At 70.5% G+C, this 16525-nt stretch carries 11 protein-coding genes; 10 read left to right on the top strand and 1 reads right to left on the bottom strand.

All coding sequences use genetic code 11. The features are described 5' to 3' along the window. The 4 genes from AC3ERT_RS31335 to AC3ERT_RS31320 all read left to right on the top strand — a co-directional run. On the top strand, positions 1–561 hold a 561-nt coding region (locus AC3ERT_RS31335; protein WP_435178210.1), incomplete at its 5' end, for a transposase. A gap of 443 nt (positions 562–1004) precedes the next feature. Then, positions 1005–3110: a glycoside hydrolase family 3 N-terminal domain-containing protein gene (locus AC3ERT_RS31330; RefSeq protein ID WP_435178208.1), complete on the top strand. Its 2106-nt coding sequence runs from the start codon at positions 1005–1007 to the stop codon at positions 3108–3110. Between the two features lie 112 nt (positions 3111–3222). Then, positions 3223–4179 carry an acetylxylan esterase gene (locus AC3ERT_RS31325; RefSeq protein ID WP_435127361.1) on the top strand — a complete coding sequence of 319 codons (957 nt, stop codon included), beginning with the start codon at positions 3223–3225 and terminating at the stop codon, positions 4177–4179. After that, positions 4176–5117 (top strand): family 43 glycosylhydrolase, encoded by a 942-nt coding sequence (locus AC3ERT_RS31320; protein WP_435178206.1) that lies wholly within the window; start codon positions 4176–4178, stop codon positions 5115–5117. The genes AC3ERT_RS31325 and AC3ERT_RS31320 overlap by 4 nt, the downstream gene beginning before the upstream one ends. A gap of 110 nt (positions 5118–5227) precedes the next feature. On the opposite strand, the gene AC3ERT_RS31315 is transcribed toward AC3ERT_RS31320, so the two are convergent. Continuing rightward, positions 5228–6271 (bottom strand): LacI family DNA-binding transcriptional regulator, encoded by a 1044-nt coding sequence (locus AC3ERT_RS31315; RefSeq protein WP_435127357.1) that lies wholly within the window; start codon positions 6269–6271, stop codon positions 5228–5230. A 726-nt stretch (positions 6272–6997) separates the two neighbouring features. Here AC3ERT_RS31315 and AC3ERT_RS31310 point away from each other — a divergent pair. From AC3ERT_RS31310 to AC3ERT_RS31285, 6 genes are all read left to right on the top strand, one after another. Continuing rightward, positions 6998–8623, top strand: coding sequence for an FAD-dependent oxidoreductase (locus AC3ERT_RS31310; protein ID WP_435178204.1), 1626 nt, complete (start codon positions 6998–7000; stop codon positions 8621–8623). Positions 8624–8737: 114 nt separating this feature from the next. Then, positions 8738–10369, top strand: a complete 1632-nt coding sequence (locus AC3ERT_RS31305) for a type 2 periplasmic-binding domain-containing protein (protein WP_435127353.1) — start codon at positions 8738–8740, stop codon at positions 10367–10369. A gap of 94 nt (positions 10370–10463) precedes the next feature. Beyond that, complete coding sequence (locus AC3ERT_RS31300; RefSeq protein WP_435127350.1) at positions 10464–11462, top strand: ABC transporter permease; 999 nt, start codon at positions 10464–10466, stop codon at positions 11460–11462. Continuing rightward, a complete protein-coding gene (locus AC3ERT_RS31295) occupies positions 11459–12439 on the top strand; it encodes a carbohydrate ABC transporter permease (RefSeq protein WP_435127348.1) in 981 nt (326 codons plus the stop codon). The genes AC3ERT_RS31300 and AC3ERT_RS31295 overlap by 4 nt, the downstream gene beginning before the upstream one ends. A gap of 100 nt (positions 12440–12539) precedes the next feature. Next, a complete protein-coding gene (locus tag AC3ERT_RS31290) occupies positions 12540–14213 on the top strand; it encodes a right-handed parallel beta-helix repeat-containing protein (protein ID WP_435178202.1) in 1674 nt (557 codons plus the stop codon). Between the two features lie 76 nt (positions 14214–14289). Next, positions 14290–16401: a beta-galactosidase gene (locus AC3ERT_RS31285; RefSeq protein WP_435178200.1), complete on the top strand. Its 2112-nt coding sequence runs from the start codon at positions 14290–14292 to the stop codon at positions 16399–16401. The last annotated feature ends 124 nt before the right edge of the window (positions 16402–16525 follow it).

Raw genomic sequence — 16525 nt, 5'->3', positions numbered from 1 at the left:
AGGGTGCGCCTGGTCATCGGCGACCATCACCTCGGGCCGGTCGCCGCGATCCGCAAGGTCATGCTCGGCGCCGGCTACCAGCGGTGCAAGGTTCACTTCCTGCGCAACGTCTTCAACGTGATCAGCAAGGATGCGGCCGAGATGGTGGCCGCCACGATCCGCACAGTCTTCGCCCAGCCCACCGCCGCCGCAGTCCGCAGCCAGCTGGACACCGTGGCCGACATGCTCGGCACGCAGTTCCCCAAGGTCAAAGAGATGCTGCTGGAGGCCAAGGACGCCCTGACCGCGTTCTCCAGCTTCCCCGAACGCCACTGGAAGAAGATCCAGTCGACCAACCCGCTGGAACGCATCAACCGCGAGGTCAAACGACGCACCGACGTCGTCCAGGTCTTCCCCAACGACGACGCCCTGCTCAGGCTCGTCACCGCCGTGCTCTTCGAACTGCACGACGAGTGGATCGCCTTCCCCCGCCGCTACCTGCCCGAAGGCAGCATGGAAGAGCTCTATCCCGCCCAGACCCCCGAAAGCGCCCCCGCGCTACCCAACACCACCGCTGACTGATCGGCTACACCACACCAAGGGACGCGATCGCTCAATGGCCTTGAAGTTCTCCCCGTAGGCGGTCAGGAGCTCTCCCCGGCCGCAGCCCGCACCGTGCGGGTCGCAGTCTCGGCGTTGCCCAAGTGCCCCGTCGCGGTCGGACCGGCATTGCTTCCGGCAATAAAGCGCATTATCGTCAGCCGTGTGGCGCGTCCTCGTCCGCGTCCTGCCCCATGGTGCGCGGCCGTACGACTGTGCCCGTTCATGTTCCCGCCCATGCCTTCTGGGAGACCGAGCCCATGTGCCACCCAACGACCAGTGCCTCCGGCGGAACGGACGGGGCCGGTGGAAGCGGTGGATCGGGGGCTTGCGGAGGGGGACCCGACGGGCCGGGAAGGAACGGCTCGGTCGGCCGGTTCGGGGAACCGGAGGAGAGCGCGCTTGTCGCTGGGCTACTCGCGCGCATGTCCGTCGAGGAGAAGTTCGGCCAGCTCCAGCAGCTCGCCTGGACCGGCGCCACCGGTCCGGGCGGTGGGCAGAACGACCTGGCCGAGCGGGCGGCCCGCGACGGTCGGCTGGGCTCGGTGCTGAACCTCTACGGGGCCGCTCATACCAACGCGCTCCAGCGGTCGGCGGTCGAGGAGTCCCGGCTGGGCATACCTCTGCTGTTCGGCTTCGACGTCATCCACGGCTTCTGGACCACCTTTCCGATCCCGCTGGCGCAGGCGGCGAGTTTCGACCCGGACGTGGCTGTCGCCGATGCGCGGGTTTCCGCGAGTGAGGCCCGGCGCAACGGTGTTCACTGGACGTTCTCTCCCATGGTCGATGTCACCCGTGAGCCGCGCTGGGGCCGGGTCGCCGAGAGTAGCGGCGAGGACCCCTGTGTGACCGCCCGGTTCGCGGCCGCGAAGGTCCGCGGTTATCAGGGCCCCGACCCGTATGACCTGTCGGGGCCGGATCGGCTGGCGGCGTGCGCCAAACACTTCGCTGCCTACGGTGCGGTGGAGGGCGGACGGGACTACAACACGGTGGACAGTTCATGGCAGCGGCTGCGCAACGTCTACCTGCCGCCGTTCCGGGCGGCGGTCGAGGCTGGCGCCGCCACTGTGATGGCCGCGTTCAACACGGTCTCCGGCATCCCGGCGCATGCCCATCCGGGGCTGCTGACTGGGGTGTTGAAGGACGAGTGGGGTTTCGAAGGTGTGGTGGTCAGCGACTGGAACGGGGTGCACGAACTGGTCGTACACGGCTTCGCGGCCGATGGCGCGGACGCGGGCCGCCAAGCCCTCGCAGCGGGCCTGGACATGGAGATGGCGAGCACCCATCTCGCCGCGCACGGACCGCGGTTGCTCGCCGACGGGGCGGTAACGGGCAATCGCCTTGACGACGCGGTAGCACGCGTCCTTCGGCTGAAGTACCGCCTGGGGCTATTCGACCGGCCGTACACGGACGAGGCGGCGACGCCGTACGAGCCGACCACGCGGACCCGGGCGATGGCCCGGCACGCGGCCGCCCGGTGCGCGGTGCTGCTGAAGAACGATGGCAGTGTGCTGCCGCTCGACCGCGGCACGGGTACGGTCGCGGTGGTCGGCCCCTACGCGGACTCGAACGATCTGCACGGTACATGGTCCGGTCCCGGCGGGACGCGCTTCCCGGCGACGAGCGTGCTGGACGCGCTGCGGGCCGCCGCACCGTCGGTGCGGTTCCGGCACGCGTTCGACGGGCCCGACGCGGTGGCGGCGGCGCGGGCGGCGGAGGTGACGCTGGTCGTCGTCGGCGAGGCGTCCTCGCTCAGCGGTGAGGCGTCCTCCCGCAGCGACCTCCGCCTTCCCGCCGGTCAGGCAGAGCTGATCACCGCGGTGGCGGCTACCGGCCGCCCGTTCGCGGTGGTGGTGGCGGCGGGACGGCCACTGGTCGTCGAGGAGTGGATCGACCGAGTGCCGGCGGTGCTGCTGGCCTGGCACGGCGGCATCGAGGCTGGCCCCGCGCTGGCCGACCTGCTGCTCGGTGACGTCCCTCCGGGTGGCAAGCTTCCGGTGACCGTCCCCCGATCGGTCGGCCAGCTGCCGCTGTACTACGCGCACGAGAACACCGGGCGCCCCGCCGCCCCCGACCGTCCCCACCAGCCCTTCGTCTCCGGCTACCTCGACACCGAGCACGGTCCGCGCTTCCCGTTCGGACACGGTCTGAGCTACACCGAGTTCACCATCAGCGGGCCCACGTGCGCGACACGCGAGACGCCGGTTGCCGAACTGGCCGCAGGCCGACGGATCGAGGTCACCGCCACCGTCACCAATGTCGGCGAGCGCACCGGCGACGAGGTGGTGCAGCTCTACGTACGCGACCCGGTGGCCTCCGTCGTCCAACCAGTCCGGAGGCTGTGCGGCTTCGAGCGCGTCACGCTGAAGCCGCGTGAGAGTGCTCCGGTGCTGTTCTCCCTCGGCGCCGAGGAGTTGGGCTTCCTCGCCGCGGACGACGGCGCCCTCGTGGTCGAGCCCGGTCTGATCGACGTGTACGTCGGCAACGACGCCCACGCCACGGCCCACCTGTCCCTGACCCTCACCGGCTGACCGCCGTGCCGCCGGGTGAGCTGCGGTTTCGCCGGATCCTCCGCGCCCTTCCATCCCTTCCCCCGTCCTGTGTTCCCTCGCATGAAAGGCTCACCCACCGATGCTCGTGGACATGCCCTTGGCCGACCTGCGCGCCTACCGGCCCGAGATCAGCGAACCTGCCGACTTCGACGACTTCTGGCGGCAGACCCTCGCCGAGTCCCGCGCGCTCGCGCGGCCGGCCCGTTTCGAGCCCTACGACAGCGGGCTGCGGACCGTGGACGTGCTGGACGTCACCTTCTCCGGATACGGCGGCCACGACATACGCGGCTGGCTGCTCCTGCCTCGACACATCGACGGCCCGCTGCCGTGCGTGGTGGAGTTCATCGGCTACAACGGCGGCCGCGGCCTGCCGCACGAGTACCTGACCTGGTCGGCGGCCGGGTACGCGAACCTGGTGATGGACACCCGAGGCCAGGGCAGCGGCGGTTACACCCACGCGGTGACCCCGGACCCGGCACCGGGCGGCGCGCCGCACACGCCCGGGTACCTCACCCGGGGCATCGAGTCACCGCAGACGTACTACTACCGGCGGGTGTTCACCGATGCCGCGCTTGCCGTGGACACCGCGCTGTCCCACCCGCGCATCGACCGGAGCAGGATCGCGGTATACGGCGGCAGCCAAGGCGGCGGCATCGCGATCGCGGCGTCCGGCCTGAACGATGCGGTGAGCGCGACCGTCGCGGACGTGCCGTTCCTGTGCCACTTCCGGCGCGCGACGGAGATCACCGACTCCTCTCCGTACAGGGAGTTGGTCACTCTCGTTCGCACGCAGCGCCACCGCGAGGAGCAGGCGTTCAAGACGCTGGACTACTTCGACTGCGTCAACCTCGCCGCCCGCGCAAGCGCCCCCGCCTTGTTCTCCGCGGCCCTGATGGACAGCACCTGTCCGCCCTCCACGGTGTTCGCCGCCTATCACCGATGGGGCGGCGAGAAGGACATCAACGTGTGGAAGTACAACGGCCATGAGGGCGGTGGGGCGTACCAGACCGCCGAGCAGATCCGCTTCCTGGAGCGTGTGCTGCGATGACGCCAGGAGACCCGCGTCCGCTCAACGGCTCGGGCCTGACGGGCAGCACCGGCCTTCCGGTGCACGCGCACGGCGGCGGCATCCTCGAACACGACAGTGCCTACTACTGGTTCGGCGAGGACCGGCACCCGGACCGGACGTTCCGCTCGGTCGAGGTCCACCGCTCCACGGACCTCGTGCGGTGGGAACCGCTCGGCGCGGCGCTCACCCAGCGTTCCCATCCGCACCTGGCCCGTGCCAACCTCGAACGGCCCAAGGTTCTCCACGACCGCACCACCGGCCGTTTCGTGATGTGGGCGCACAAGGAGGAGGCCGGCAACTACCGGCAGGCGCGGGCAGCGGTCGCGGTCGCGGACCGTCCGCAGGGCCCCTACCGCTATTTCGGCGACTTCCGCCGACTGGGCCACATGTCCCGTGACCTGACGCTCTTCCAGGACACCGACGGCACCGGCTACCTGCTGTCGGCGGCGAACGACAACGCCGATCTGCACGTCTACCGGCTCACCGAGGACCTGACGGCCCCGGCCGAACTCGTCGCCGTGCTCTGGCCCGGCGCCTACCGCGAGGCCCCGGCGCTCTTCCGGCACGAGGGCCGCTACGTACTGCTGACCTCGGGGTGCAGCGGCTGGGCGCCCAACCAGCAGCGGTACGCCGTCGCCGAGGCGCCGGCGGGGCCGTGGGGACCGCTGCACGACCTCGGCGACCGCACCTGCTACGGCTCCCAGACCGCCTGCGTGGTGAGCTGGCCGCCGGCCGCCGACGGCGGGCCGCGGCAGCACGTCTACGTCGGCGACCGTTGGGGCCCGCACCGCGGAGTCCCGGTCAACGACTCCGGCTACGTCTGGCTCCCGCTGGTCTTCGCCCCGGACTTCGCCGTGGCACCGCTCGACGAGGCCGCCGTGGCCCTGCCGTGGCAGCCCCGCATGTGGAGCCCGTGAGGTCTGGGGAGGCCGCGGAGTTGTGAGACGTGTCCACGGTGACGGCCGCCTGCTGACGGCGCGGCGCGAGGTGAAGACCCGTCCGGCGCGATGCGCCGAACGGGCCGCCGTCACTCGCCGAGCGTGGCTCCGGCGCGCAGGCCGGTGTCCAGCGTGGAGCGCAGCGGCGCGGACCGCGGGGACTCCAGCAGACGCAGCAGCAGGCGGACCGCCTCCTGCCCCATCTCCCTTCGCGGGATGTGGAGTTCGGCGAGGTCGGAGACCTGCGGCTGCTCCGGGGTGCCACTCAGTCCCACCAGGGCGAGGCCACCGGGCACCGACCGGCCGGCCGCGAGTGCGGCCGCCCGGATCGCCGCGGCGTCGGTGCTCACCTCGACCACCAGGGCGGTGGTGCCGTGCCGCTCGATCCAGCGCAGCAGTTCGGGCACGTCGTCCACCGCCGCCTCCGCCTCCTGCTCCGCGCCCGGCTCCGGGATGCCGAGCGTGACGACCGGCGCATCGTCCGCGGTCAGTCCCAACTCCTCCCGAGCGAACCGGAATCCGGCCCTGCGGCCGGGGATGCCCTCAAAACCCCGCGCGCTCTGTACCAGGGCGATCCTGCGGTGCCCCCGGGCCGTGAGTTCGCGGACGATCCGCGCGGTGCCGCCGAAATAGTCCGCGGCCACGAAGGAGAGGTCGAGACCGGGGATCTCGCGGTGGCCGACGAAGACGAAGGGGTAGGACTCGTCGGCGAGCCGGGACAGTTCCTCGGCGGACTCGTTGACGCCGATCAGCACCGAACCGTCCGCCAACTGGAGGCTGTTGACGCCGTCGGCGTAGATGGAGCGCTCGTTCCTGCGGTCCTTGGAGCCGGTCATCAGGAGCAGGTTGTAGCCCGCCCGCTCAGCCTCCTCCTCGATGCCGATCAAGAACTCGTAGTAGAAGTCCCGGCTCTCCAGCGGAAAGATCGGCTGGTACGTGAACACGCCGAGGAGCCGGTTGCTGCCGCGGGCCAGGTTGCGGGCCGCGATGTTGGGCACGTAGCCGAGTTCGCGGACGGCGTCCCTGACCCGCTCGCGAGTGGCGTCGCTGACCCGGATCGAGCCGTAGTCACGACCGTTGATCACGGACGAGACGATGCCGGTGGACACACCCGCGTGCCGGGCCACGTCCACCTGAGTGATCTTCCGGCGGGTGCTGTCCGCACCGCTCCGGCCGCCTGCGCTCGTCCGGCGCGTACCGGGACCGCGCGCCGGACCCCGGCCGCCCGTATCCTCACCGGCGCCGTCCCCGGCCGTCTTCCTCACCATGCCCGCTCCCTCGCCTTCGGCGTCACTGTGCCGCGCTCCGCCCGTCCGAACGGCCGCCAAGTCCCGTACCGCCCCGGCATTGTCCCGGCCCCGCGGGGTCGCCGCGATACACCGGTCCGAGGAAACCGCGATCCGCCACCACCGGAGCGCCCACGCTCCGGGACCGGCCCCGCACCGTGTCCGCTCCCACAGGACCCGACGACCTGCGTGCCGCACCGCGCCTCCGGGGAATCGGCCGCCCGCCGTCCGACCGCGTTCCGCGGCCGACGGGCCCCTGCCCGGGCTCGGACCGCCGACGAAGCCACAGCGCCCGGCGCGCCCGGCGGCGTCCGCAGGACGGACAGGGGCAGGTCGAAATTTTCCGGACCACTCGTTGACACCCTAGCGCAACGAGCCTAGGTTAACCGCATTGGTTGAAGCGCTTTATCAGCCAAAAGGGCATGTCAGCGGCCACCCCCCGGTCCCGCCATGTGTTGGCGCGCCGGTGTTCCCCGGCCGCTGTGCCCGACCCTCATATCGCGTTCTGCGGACAGGCCGGTCGCACGCTTTCCCGGCGGCCCCGGCCACGGTCCCCTGGCGGAAAGGTTCCCCATGACGGTGCAGGAGACGGACGTTCTCGTGGTCGGCGGCGGCCTCGGCGGTGTGGCCGCCGCACTGTCCTCGGCCCGACTGGGGCGCCGCGTCGTCCTGACGGAGGAGTCGCCGTGGCTCGGCGGCCAGATGACGTCTCAGGCCGTGCCACCGGACGAGCACCCCTGGATCGAGTCGCGGGGCGCCACCCGCACCTACCGGAAGCTGCGCCAGAACATCCGCGACTACTACCGGCGCAACTACGACCTCAGCGCGGACGCCCTCGCCACCGCCGTGCTCAACCCGGGCGGCGGCGGCGTCAGCCCGATCTGCCACGAACCGGTGGTCGGGGTCGCCGCGATCGGCGAACTGCTGGCCCCCTACCGGGCCGACGCCCAACTGACCGTTTTGTGCCCGTATGAGCCGGTCTCCGCCGAGACCAGCGGCGACACCGTCACCGCTGTCACCCTGCGCTCGCGGGAGACCGGCGAGGAGACCACCATCTCCGCCGCCTACGTACTGGACGCCACCGAACTGGGCGACCTGCTCGAACTGGGCGGCGTGGAGCACGTGATCGGCGCGGAGAGCCAGGCGCAGACGGGCGAGCCGCACGCGCTGGACGGCCCGGCCGACCCGCTGGTGCAGCAGTCGTTCACCTGGTGCTTCGCTGTGGACTACCACCCCGACGGCGACTTCACCATCGACCGACCGGTCGACTACGACTTCTGGCGCGCCTACCGACCGGACTTCTGGCCGGCTCCGCTGCTGTCGTGGGAGGACGTGATCCCGCAGACCCTCACTCCGCGCCGCGAGGCGATCTTCGAACACCCGGACTCCCCGCGCGGCCATGTGGCCGCCGACCGCTGGAACTTCCGCCGGATCTTTTCCGCGGCCAACTACCCGCGCGGCCGCTACGGCAGCGACGTCACCCTCGTGAACTGGCCGCAGATCGACTACATGGCCGGCCCCCTGCTCGGCGTGGACGAGCAGACCAAGCAGCGGCACCTGGCCGCCTCCCGAGAGCAGAGCCTGTCCTTCCTGTACTGGATGCAGACCGAAGCACCGCGGCTGGACGGCGGCACCGGCTACCGGGGCCTGCGGCTGCGCGGCGACGTGCTGGGCACGTCCGACGGCTTGGCCATGCGCCCGTACGTCCGCGAATCACGCCGGATCAAGGCCGAGTTCACGGTGCTGGAGCAGCATGTCGGCGTCCAGGCGCGGGCCGAGGCCGGGCTCCCGCCGGGCTCGGAGATCTTCACCGACTCCGTCGGCGTCGGCTCCTACCGGATCGACCTGCACCCCTGCTCCGGCGGCGAGGGCGGCCCGAGCACCTACATCGACATCGCCGACCACCCGTTCCAGATACCACTGGGCGCGCTCATCCCGCAGCGGGTGGAGAACCTGCTGCCGGCCAACAAGAACATCGGCACCACGCACATCACCAATGGCTGCTACCGGCTGCACCCGGTGGAGTGGAACATCGGCGAGGCTGCCGGCGCGCTGGCCGCGCACTGCCTCAACACCTCCACCACCCCGCGCAAGGTCCGCAACGACCCCGCGCTGCTGGCCGGCTTCCAGCGGCTGCTCACCGGCTCGCTCGGCTTCGACCTGTCCTGGCCCGAGCACCTCCGCACCTCCGAACGCTGACCTGCCCCGACCGCCCGCAGCACCACGGCCCGCAGCCTTCAGCGCCCCACTCGCCGCGTTCCACCAGCAGTTCCCACACCCGCAGGCCCCCACCCGCACGGAAGGTCCGCCGCAATGCCCGCACACACAGGTTCCTCAGGTCCCTCCCGCCGTACGTTCCTCGCTGCCGGCGCGGTGGCCGCGGCGGGCGCCGCGGTGCCGCTGCTGTCCTCCTGTTCCACCGCCACGGTGGCCAAGAACACCGCGGCGGCGAACGCCAAGGCGAAGCTGCCGACGTACGCGCCGGTCGACGTGGTTCGCCCGGACCTGCCCGGCACCACGAGAGGCGCCATGGCCGGCTACTTCAGCTACCCCAGACACCCCAAGCCCGCCTTCAGCACGCCGCCGCTGGCCGGAGTCGGGGACGTCAGCATCATCTACCCGACCTACAGCGCGGTGCCGCCGCGTCCGGGGAACAACGCGTTCTGGCAGCAGCTCGACAAGGGCGCGGGCGCGAAGCTGGACATCACGCTGGCCACCGGCGGCGACTACCCCACGAAGTTCCAGACGCTGATCGCCGGCGGCGACCTGCCGGACATCGTCGGGTTCCCCGTGCCGACCCCGGACCAGCCGCAGGTGATGGAGAAGCTCTTCGCCGACCTGGGCCCGTACCTCTCGGGGGACGCCGCCAAGGAGTTCCCGTACCTGGCGAACATCCCCACCGACTCGTGGAAGTCCGCGGTGGCCAACGGCACGATCTACGCGGTGCCGCAGCCGCGCGCGCTGCCCCTCAACCCGCTCTTCGCCCGGATCGACATCATCAAGCAACTCGGCGCGAACCCCGAGCCGAAGAGCTACCAGGATTTCCTCCAGCTGATGAAGGACGTCACGGACGCGAAGAAGAGCCGCTGGGCGTTCGCGGACGTGTGGGGCATGGTCACCCACCTGCAGATGATGCTGGGCGTGCCGAACACCTGGGACGACCGCGGCGGCAAGTTCGTCAGCTTCTGGACCGACGAGCGCACCAAGCAGGCCGTCGGCCTGGTGCGGTCCATGGTCAAGCAGGGCCTGTTCCACCCCGACGCGGCCTCCGCCACCGCCCAGTTCACCCCGCTACGGGACTACTTCACCAGTGGCCGGACGGTGATGACCAGCGACGGCTACGCGGCCTGGGACATCTTCGGCCGGCAGATCGGCTACGACAAGGTGACCGCACTGGTGGAGCCGAAGTACGCCGGCGGCGGTGACGCGAAGCACTACGCCGGCACCGGCAGCCAGGGGCTGACGGTGATCCGCAAGGGCCTGGGCGAGAAGAAGACCCGGGCACTGGTCAACCTGCTGAACTGGCTGTGCGCGCCGATCGGCACGGCCGAGCACCTGCAGCGCAAGTTCGGCGTCGAGGGCGTCGACTACACCTGGAAGGACGGGCTGCCGACACCGACCTCGCGCGGCGCCCGCGAACTGGTGGACGTGCAGTACATCACCGACGCGCCCACCATTATCGGCCCCGGCGCGAAGGCGGAGGTCACCGCGCAGCACACCTGGCACGTGCGGGTCACCAACAACCTGATCGCCAACCCGGCGGTCGGCCGCTACTCCGACACCAACAGTCGCAAGGGCGCCCAGTTGAAGAAGATCACCGACGACGCGCAACTGGACATCGCCTTTGGCCGCCGTCCGCTGTCCGACTGGGACGACGTGATCAAGCAGTGGCGGTCGGCGGGCGGCGACAAGATGTCCGCCGAGTACGCCGAATCCGCCACCTGACCGCACGGGCCGACCGGCGCCCCCGCGCCGCCCGGCCCCCACCGGTCCCTCACGAACCGCGGGCAGGACCCGCACACGACGCCCAGGAGGAAAGATGGCTGTCGAGTCGACGCGGCGGCTTCGGCCGCGACGCGACGGCGGGCCGGAGCCGCGCGGTGACGGCGGGGTCCAGCCGCGCGCCGGCGAGAACTGGTTCGCCCGCATGCGCCGGGACCGGTTCCTGCTGCTGCTGGCGCTGCCCGGCATCGCGGCGGTGCTGCTCTTCTCCTACCTGCCGCTGCTCGGCAACGTCATCGCCTTCAAGGACTACCAGCCCTTCCTGGGCATCTGGGGTTCGCCGTGGGTGGGCCTGTCGAACTTCGACGTGATCTTCAACGGCGACCCGGAGTTCATCACGGCGCTGAAGAACACGCTGATCGTGGCGGTCGCACAGGTGGTCTTCGTCTTCCCGGTGCCGATCGCCGTCGCGCTGCTGCTCAACTCGCTGGTGTCGGAGCGGATCAAGCGTGTTGTGCAGTCGGTGCTGTACCTGCCGCACTTCATGTCCTGGGTGATCGTGGTCGCCCTGTTCCAGTCCATGCTGGGCAACGCCGGCATGCTCAACACCTGGCTGCTGCACCACGGTTCCGGCGGCTTCCACATCATCGGCGACCCGGGCCTGTTCAAAGTACTGATCACCTCCCAGGTCGTCTGGAAGGACTCCGGCTGGGGCACCATCCTCTTCCTGGCCGCGCTGTCCCGGATCGACACCAGCCTGTACGAGGCCGCAGCGGTCGACGGCGCCAGCCGGATGCGGCAGTTGTGGCACGTCACGCTGCCGGGCATCAGGGGCGTCATCGTGCTGATGTTCATCCTCAAACTGGGGGACTCGCTGAACACCGGCTTCGAGCAGATCCTGCTCCAGCAGGCGCCGGTGGGCACCGACGCCTCGGAGGTCCTGGACACCTACGTCTACAACCACGGCGTGATCAACGGCGACTGGGGCGTGTCGGCGGCGGTCGGCCTGGTCAAGGGCGTGGTCAGCGTCGCCCTGGTCCTGGGCGCCAACAAGGTCGCCCACATCTTCGGAGAGCGCGGGGTGTACGAGTCGTGAGCACCGCTGTCACCAACCGTCCAGCGCGCAGGCGCAGTCCGATCACCCGGGCCGCAGGACGCCGCTCGGCGCCGCCGCCGCGCCGCGGGGCGGGCGCGGGACCGGGCGGCGGCACGGCCTCACTGCCCGTGCGCGCCCTCAAGGGCCTGGTCCTGCTGCTGTGCTGCGCGGTGGTGGTGGTCCCGTTCGTCGCGGTGATCTCCACCTCGCTCGCCGACAAGAACCAGGTCACCAAGGCCGGTGGGTTCGTCCTGTGGCCCGACCACCCGTCGCTGTACGCCTATCGGGCGGTGCTGTCAGGAGGCGTGGTCACCCGGTCGCTGATCGTGTCGATCGGCATCACCGTGGTCGGCACCCTGCTGGCGCTGGCCTGCACCACCGCGCTGGCGTACGCGCTGGCCCGCCCGGGCATCTTCGCCGGCAAACCACTGCTGCTGACCGTGCTGTTCACACTGATGTTCAGCCCCGGCATCATCCCCAGCTACCTGGTGGTCAAGGAGCTCGGGCTGCTCGACTCCTACTGGTCGCTGATCGTGCCGGTCATGATCAACGGCTTCAACGTCGTGGTGATGCGGTCGTTCTTCATGGACCTGCCGCAGGACCTGCTCGACTCCGCCCGGATCGACGGCGCCGGCGAGTTCGTGGTGCTGACCCGGATCGTACTGCCGCTGTCCAAAGCGGTGCTGGCGGTCGTCGGCCTGTTCTACGCGGTCGGCTTCTGGAACAGCTTCTTCACCGCGATGCTCTACATCAACGACACCTCGAAATGGCCGCTGCAACTGGTGCTGCGCACCTACGTGGTCAACAACGCGCCGCTGGGCGCCGACAACATCGCCTCCCTCGGCACCTCCCCGCCGCCTCAGCAGTCGCTCCAGATGGCGGTGCTCGTGATCAGTCTGGTGCCGATCCTCCTGGTCTACCCCTTCCTGCAGAAGCACTTCTCGAAGGGGGTCATGGTCGGCGCGGTCAAGGGCTGAACCCCGCGTCCGCGCCCGCCGCACCACCCGCACGACCGTGCGTCACCCCACCATTCAGGACCGAACGACGTCTCCTCGGACGAAGGGACACTGATCCGCCATGCCTGAAAACACCCGTCCGGGCCGCACCAGAGCGCGGACAGCCGCGGCGGCAGTCAGTGCGACCGCGCTGCTCACCGGCGCCTTCGCACTCGCCGGCGCACCGACCGCCTCCGCCGCGACCCCCGCCACCTACTACGTCGACTGCCAGGCCACCGGCAGCACCCAGACCGGCAGCCAAGCCGAACCGTTCACCACCCTGGCCAAGGCATCCAGCCACCACTTCCTGGCCGGCGAGAGCCTGCTGCTGAAGTACGGCACCGTCTGCGACGGGGCACTGACCCTCCAGGGCTCCGGCACCTCCTCGGCCTGGAACACCGTCGGCGCCTACGGCGACGCCACCAAGGCGCTGCCGGTCGTCAACGCCGGCCAGGACATCGACGACATGTCCAACCCGAGCGCGGTCGCACTGAAGAACGTCTCCTACTGGAACGTCGAGAACCTCGACATCACCGGCGGGTACTGGCGCGGCCTGTGGATCGAGGCCGACCAGCCGGGCATCACCCAGCAGGGCTTCGACCTCTCCGGCCTAAAGGTGCACGACCAGGCCAACCGCCCGCGCGTGACGCTCGACTCCAGCGGCAAGGTCGTCGCCTCCGACTGGATCTCCTCCACCGGCGGCGTGGTCGTCGAGCCGTGCCAGGCCACCGCGAAGATCGCCGACGTGACCATCGACCACGTGGACGTCCAGCATGCGCACGAGGTGGGCTTCCAGATCGGCCACGCCGAGAAGAGCCCGTACAGCGCCACCGCGCCCGGCGGGTACAACACCCCCGACTGCCACATGGGCCTGACCGGCACCGCCCTCCCGGCCAGGGACGGTGTCTCCGACGTGACGGTGGAGAACTCCAGCTCGGCGTTCAACGACGAGTCAGGCGTGTGGGGTTCGGGTGTCACCGACCTGAAGCTGTACAAGAACGAACTGCACGACAACGGCAACGGCACCTCGGCGGACGGCAGCACCCCCTCCCTGCTCAACGGTGAGGGCGCCTGGTGGTCCAACTCCTACAACGTGCAGGCCACGTACAACCACTCCTACGCCAACAAGCGCGGCGGAGGCGACGGCGGCGGCATCGACGCCGACACCTACTCCACCAAGAGCCTCATCGACCACAACACCATCGAGGACAACGACGCCTACTGCGTGGCGGTCTTCGGCGGCCGCGACCTGATCACCTCCGACGTCACGGTCACCGACAACACCTGCACGGACAACGGGCAGAACACCTCGTCGCAGTCGCAGGGTGACATCTTCACCTGGACCGCGGGCCGCAACACCACCGACCCGTCCTCCATCCAGGACCTCACGGTCAACCACAACACCATCACCCGCACCACGCCGGGGCCATGGCTGATGTCGCAGTCGAACTACCTGCCGGGCGAGGTCTCCTTCTGGGACAACACCGTGACCCACGCCGTGCCCGACCGGCTGGTGTACATCGAGCAGTGCCAGAGCGCGAGTGCCGGCTGGGGCTGCGACGCGACGCAGCCGAAGCTCAACCTCAACACCTACAAGGTGACCGGCACCGGAGCAGTGACCTTCGTCGTCGCCCCCTACCAGTCCACCGGCACCGGCAGCGCGTCCGACCCGTACACACCCTTCTCCACCTACCAGTCCGCGACCGGACAGGACCCGCAGTCCACCTGCACCAGCACGAGCAGCACCACCTGCTGACACGCCGCCGACCGAGCGGGGCCGGGAGGTGCCTCCCCCGGCCCCGCTCATCCGCGACTTCCTACGAGGACCTCTCATGCCGCACCCGTCGACCACCCGCTTCGATCGCGTCTGGGGGCGCGTTCCCCGGCTCGCCTACGGGGCTGACTACAACCCCGAGCAGTGGGACCCCGCGACCTGGCGCGAGGACACAGCGCTGATGCGCGAGGCCGGCGTCAACCTCGTATCGCTGGGCATCTTCGCCTGGTCCTGGCTCGAACCAGAACCCGGCCGCCTGGACTTCACCGGCATGGATGCCGTGATCGGCCTGCTCCACGACAGCGGCATCTCCGTGGATCTGGCCACCCCGACGGCGGCGCCGCCGCGGTGGTTCTCCCACGCACACCCGGACTCCCTCCCGGTCACCGCCGAGAACGTCCGGCTGGCGCCCGGCTCCCGGCAAACCTACTGCCCGTCCTCGCCCGCGTACCGGGAGCACGCCGTGCGCATCACGAGCGCCCTGGCCGAACGCTACGGAGACCATCCGGCGGTGGTGATGTGGCACGTCGGCAACGAGTACGGCAACGCCAACGCGCACTGCTTCTGCGACACTTCGGCCGCCGCCTTCCGCACCTGGCTGCACACCGAGTACGGGCGCGACCTGACCGCCCTCAACGACCGCTGGGGCACCTCCTTCTGGGGCATGCGCTACTCCGCCTGGGACCAGGTGGGCCCACCGCGCACCTCCACCGGAAGCCTGCCGCCCGCCCAGTGGCTGGACTTCCGCCGCTTCAGCGACGCCGAGCACCTGTCCTGCTACCGCGCCGAACGCGACGCCATCCGCCCGCACTCCCCCGGCCGCCCGATCACCACGAACCTGATGACCGGCAACTTCGCCGAGGCCGACTACTGGCGCTGGTCACGCGAGGTCGACATCGTCGCCAACGACCACTACCTCAACGCCGAGGACGAACACCGCACCGCCGAACTCGCCTTCGCCGCGGACCTCACGCGCGGCCTGGCCGGTGGCCGCCCCTGGCTGCTGATGGAGCACTCCACCTCGGCCGTCCAGTGGCAGCCGCGCAACCTCGCCAAGGCAGCCGGTGAGATGGCCCGCAACAGCCTCACCCACGTGGCCAGGGGCGCCGACGGCGTGCTGTTCTTCCAGTGGCGCCAGTCCGCGTTCGGCGCCGAGCAGTGGCACTCGGCGATGCTCCCGCACGGCGGGACCAAGACCCGGATCTGGCGCGAGGCCGCCGCCCTCGGTGCGTCGGTGGCCCGCGTCGCCGAAGTCGCCGGCAGTGTGTGCGAGCCGGCCCAAATCGCCCTGGCCTGGGACTACGACGCCTGGTGGGCGCTGGAACTGCCCGACCGCCCCAGTCGTGACATGGTCTACCGGGAGGAACTGCGCGGCTGGCACCGCGCGCTGTGGACGGCGGGCCTGCGGTGCGACATCGTCCCCGCCCCAGGGCGCGGCCTCGAACCGAGCGTGCTGCCGCGGGAGGCCGCTGACACGGACAACAGCGAGGCGGACGACCGACCGAAGGACGCCGAAGCCCCGTACCGCTTGCTGCTCGTGCCATCGCTCTACGCGGTGGCTCCCGGTACGGCCGAAGCACTGGCCGCGTTCGCCGCCGCCGGCGGACACGTGGTGGTGGGACCCTTCAGCGGCGTCACCGACCTGGACGACCGGATCTTCCCCGGCCCCTACCCGGGCGCCCTACGCGAGGTGCTGGGGCTGACCGTCGACGAGTTCCTGCCGCTGGCCGCCGACGAGCGGACCAGCCTGGACGACGGCTCGACCGGCCGTACGTGGGCCGAACGGGTGGTTCCCGCAGCCGACACCGCGGTAGACGCGCGGTTCACCGACGGCCCGGCGGCGGGCGGACCCGCACTGCTCAGCCGCAGCCTCGGCCTCGGCACCGTCCGCTACGCCGCCACACGCCTCAACGACGCCTCACTGCGCTGCCTACTGCCCCGATGGGCTACGGCGGCCGGATGCGCCCCGGCACTGCCGGGTTCCGGCGACGGCGTGGAGGTCACCCGGCGCACGGGCCCCACCGGCTCGTGGCTGTTCGCCGTCAACCACACCGTCACGCCGGCCCTCCTGCCCGCCACCGGCTACGAACTGCTGGCCGGGCGACCGGTGGAGGGCGAACTGACCGTGCCGCCCGGAGGCGTCGCGGTAGTCCGCGAAGACCCGGCGTAGGCGGGGAGACCGGCAGCACGGGGAGCCTCGGAAGGGCCTAGACCCGGAATCCTGGACACGGGTTATGCAGCTGTTGCCAGCGTAGTCGGTGATGTCGTGGTGGCTGCTTCGTAGGCGATCCGGC

The sequence above is a fragment of the Actinacidiphila sp. bgisy145 genome (genome assembly GCF_057708125.1).
Note: the sequence above shows the minus strand (reverse complement) of the source record. Positions and strands in the feature narration are given on the sequence as shown.